General features: G+C 69.6%; 3 protein-coding genes and 1 pseudogene. All 4 read right to left on the bottom strand.

Going from position 1 to position 3,717, the window contains the following annotated elements; translation table 11 throughout:
- Positions 1-716 (bottom strand): 4-hydroxy-2-oxovalerate aldolase (gene dmpG / locus AB0883_RS30685; RefSeq protein WP_366644756.1); only part of this gene is annotated, 716 nt, incomplete at its 3' end.
- Between the two features lie 77 nt (positions 717-793).
- Positions 794-1,711: pseudogene (locus AB0883_RS30680) on the bottom strand (acetaldehyde dehydrogenase (acetylating)); the annotation flags it as partial.
- Positions 1,712-1,763: 52 nt separating this feature from the next.
- Positions 1,764-2,558: a fumarylacetoacetate hydrolase family protein gene (locus tag AB0883_RS30675; protein WP_366644755.1), complete on the bottom strand. Its 795-nt coding sequence runs from the start codon at positions 2,556-2,558 to the stop codon at positions 1,764-1,766.
- A gap of 130 nt (positions 2,559-2,688) precedes the next feature.
- Positions 2,689-3,717: aldehyde dehydrogenase family protein (locus AB0883_RS30670; protein WP_366644754.1), on the bottom strand; the 1,029-nt coding region annotated here is incomplete at its 5' end.

Here is a 3,717-nt window from a genome sequence, read left to right as displayed (position 1 = left end):
GCCAGGGAGGCGTCCACCCGCACCGTGCGCCCGTGCGTCGCCTGCGCACCAGCCGCGGCATCGCCGAGAATCCGGCCGTGCTCCACCGCGACCACGCTGTTGGCCACCCCCAGGGACAGGTTGTGGTGGGCGTGGATACCGATCTGCGTGGTCGGCGCCAACACCTGCCGATAGGCGTCCACTCGCTGCGCGACATCGGACATCAGGAGTCGGCCGCCGGAGTCGGTGACGTAGACGCAGTGCGCCCCGTACGACTCCATCAACTTCGCCTGAGCGGCCAAGCCCACAGGGTCGTTCATGTGCGACATCATCAGGAACCCGGACACGTCCATGCCGTTCTCCCGCGCCCACGCGATGTGCTGCGCCGAGATGTCGGCCTCCGTGCAGTGGGTGGCGATGCGCACACTCGTCACGCCGAGGGCCTTCGCCGCCTTCAGATCAGCGATCGTGCCGATGCCCGGCAACAGCAGCGTGGTGAGTTTCGCGTTCGTCATCACCTCGGCCGCCGCCGCGATCCACTCGGCGTCGCTGGCCGCACCATGACCGTAGTTCACACTCGAACCCGCGAGCCCGTCACCGTGGGCGACCTCGATCGCGGCCACCCCCGCCGCGTCCAACGCCGCCGCGATCGTGCGGACCTGCTCCACCGTGTACCGGTGCGCCACCGCGTGCATGCCGTCGCGCAACGTGACGTCCTGGATGTACAGATCAGTCACCGGGTCACCTCCACGACGTCCCGACCCGCAGCATCCCTGCCCTCGCTGTCGCTGTCGGCGCCGTCCTGACGCGTCGCTACCGACCGCAGTCCGACCAGGCGCTCCGCCGTACGCAGCGCCGCCGAGGTCATGATGTCCAGGTTCCCCGCGTACGCCGGCAGATAATGCCCGGCGCCGGAGACCTCCAGGAACACCGACACCTGCAACCCCCGCAGATGCCGACCCAACGACGGCACATACGTGTCCACCCGGTCGAACTGCACGTCCTGCTTCAACCGGTACCCCGGCACGTACTCCTGCACCGACGCGACCATCTGCGCCACCGACCCGGCTATCGCCGCCCGGTCGGCGTCAGCGTCCTCACACAGGCAGTAGACGGTGTCGCGCATCAACAACGGCGGATCCGCCGGATTCAACACGATGATCGCCTTACCGCGCTGCGCGCCGCCGACCACCTCGATCGCCCGCGCCGTGGTCTCGGTGAACTCGTCGATGTTCGCCCGCGTCCCCGGACCCGCCGACCTCGACGCGATCGACGCCACGATCTCCCCGTACACCACCGGCGTCACCCGACCCACCGCCGCCACGATCGGCACGGTCGCCTGCCCACCACACGTCACCATGTTCACGTTGCGCTCGCCCAGGTGCTCGTCCAGGTTCACCGGCGGCACCACGTACGGACCGATCGCCGCCGGCGTCAGATCCACCACCAGCCGACCATGCGCCGCCAACACCGCGTCGTTGCGCCGGTGCGCACCCGCCGACGTGGCATCGAACACCAACTCCACATCCGCGAACTCCGGCATCGCCACCAAGCCGTCGACACCCTCAGCGGTGGTCGCCACACCCAACCGCCGCGCCCGCGCCAGACCGTCGGAGTCGGGGTCGATGCCGACCATCGCCACCATCCGCAACGACTCCGACAACCGCAGCACCTTGATCATCAGATCGGTGCCGATGTTGCCCGACCCGATCACCGCCACGCCGACGCTCATGCCGCACCCCCCTCACCGAAGACCGCAACGGTCGCCAACCCACGCCGCGCACTCACAATGCCGCCCCCGAGAAACAGACGCGCACCGAACCCACACCCGAGATCCGTGCCTCGTACGCCGCCCCGGCCGTCACCGGCACCATCGGACCCAGCGCCCCGGACAGCACCACATCCCCGGCACGCAGCGGATCACCCGAGCGCGCCATCGTCTGCGCCAACCACTGCACCGCGTGCAACGGATTACCCAGACACGCCGCGCCCGCCCCCACCGACACCGGCTCACCGGCCAGTTCGAGGACCATCCCGCACAACCGCAGGTCTACGTCGGTGAGCCGGCGCGGCGTCGTGCCCAGCACGAACAGGCCGCTGGAGGCGTTGTCCGCCACCGTGTCCACGATCGAGATGTCCCACCCCGCCACCCGCGAATCCACGATTTCGATCGCCGGCAACACATGATCCACCGCCCGGATCACATCCGCACTGGTAATCCGCTCGTCGGGCAGATCCGCACCCAGCACGAACGCGACCTCCGCCTCCACCCGCGGCTGCAACAACCGGCCCATCGGCACCTCGGCCCCGTCGGGCACCGCCATGTCGTCGAGCAGCACCCCGAAGTCCGGCTGAAACACCCCGAACGACTCCTGCACCGCCCGCGACGTCAACCCGATCTTCGCGCCCACCCGCCGGTGGCCCCGCTGCAACCACTGCCGCACCTGGAGCTGCTGCACCACGTACGCCGACGTGACGTCCCCCTCCGGCAACAGCCGCCCCCGCAGCGGCGGGCAGGGCTTGCCGCTCTCCCACGCCTCGACCAGCTCCCGCGCCGCCGCCTCGTAATCAACGCTCATGTCAGCTCCCCACTCCGCCTGCCGCCGCTACGGATAGCCGCCGGTGGACCGGAAGTCGGACGGACGTCCCGCGACACCGATGCGCTCGCACGTCCTCTGCGCCCCGCGTCACCGATGCGAACGCCGACGCTCATGTCAGGTCCACGCAGACGTTGGTGAGTTCGGAATAGAAACCGAGGGAATGCACGCCACCCTCGCGCCCGATCCCGGACGCCTTGACCCCACCGAACGGGGTGCGCAGGTCGCGCAGGAACCACGTGTTCACCCACACGATCCCCGCGTCCAACCGCATACCGGCCCGGTGAGCCCGCCCGACGTCCCGCGTCCACACCGCCGCCGCCAACCCGTACTCCGTGCCGTTGGCCAACGCGAACGCCTCATCCTCGTCATCGAACGGCGCCACATGCACCACCGGCCCGAAGATCTCCTCACGATTGGTCCGCGCATCCGCGCCCAGCCCCGCGAACACCGTCGGCTGCACGTACGCGCCACCGTCACGGGCGTCACCGAACGCCGGCACCCCACCCCCGGCCAGCACCTGCGCACCCTCACGCCGGGCCAGGTCGTAGTAGCCGAGCACCTTGTCCCGATGCTGATGCGAGATCAACGGCATGTTCACCGTCGCCTCGTCCGCCGGCCACCCGAACGGCAACCCGGCGGCCCGCTCCGCGAGCCGCGCCGTGAACTCCTCGAACACCGGCCGCTGCACATAGACCCGCTCCGTGCACAGACACACCTGACCACCATTGGTGAAACTCGACCGCACCGACCCCGCCACCGCCGCATCCAAATCAGCGTCGGCGAACACCAGACCGGCGTTCTTCCCACCCAACTCGAACGACACCGGCCGCACCCCATCAGCCGCCGCCCGCATGATGGTGCTGCCGGTCGACGACTCACCGGTGAACGTGATCGCGTCCACCCCCGAATGCCGGGTGAGGAACTCCCCCGCCGAATCCGGCCCGAAGCCGTGCACCAGGTTGAACACCCCGTCGGGCACCCCGGCGGCGGCCATCACCTCCGCCAGCAGCGTCGCCGAGGCGGGCGTCTCCTCGCTGGGCTTGACGATCACGGCGTTGCCGCACGCCAGCGCGGGGGCGACCTTCCACGTCAACAGCAGCAGCGGCAGGTTCCACGGCACGATCACCGCCACCACACC

The organism is Micromonospora sp. NPDC047812, from assembly GCF_040704175.1.
Taxonomy (GTDB): Bacteria; Actinomycetota; Actinomycetes; order Mycobacteriales; family Micromonosporaceae; genus Micromonospora.
The sequence above is the reverse complement of the archived record's forward strand: the minus strand, read 5'-3'. Positions and strand labels throughout refer to the sequence as shown.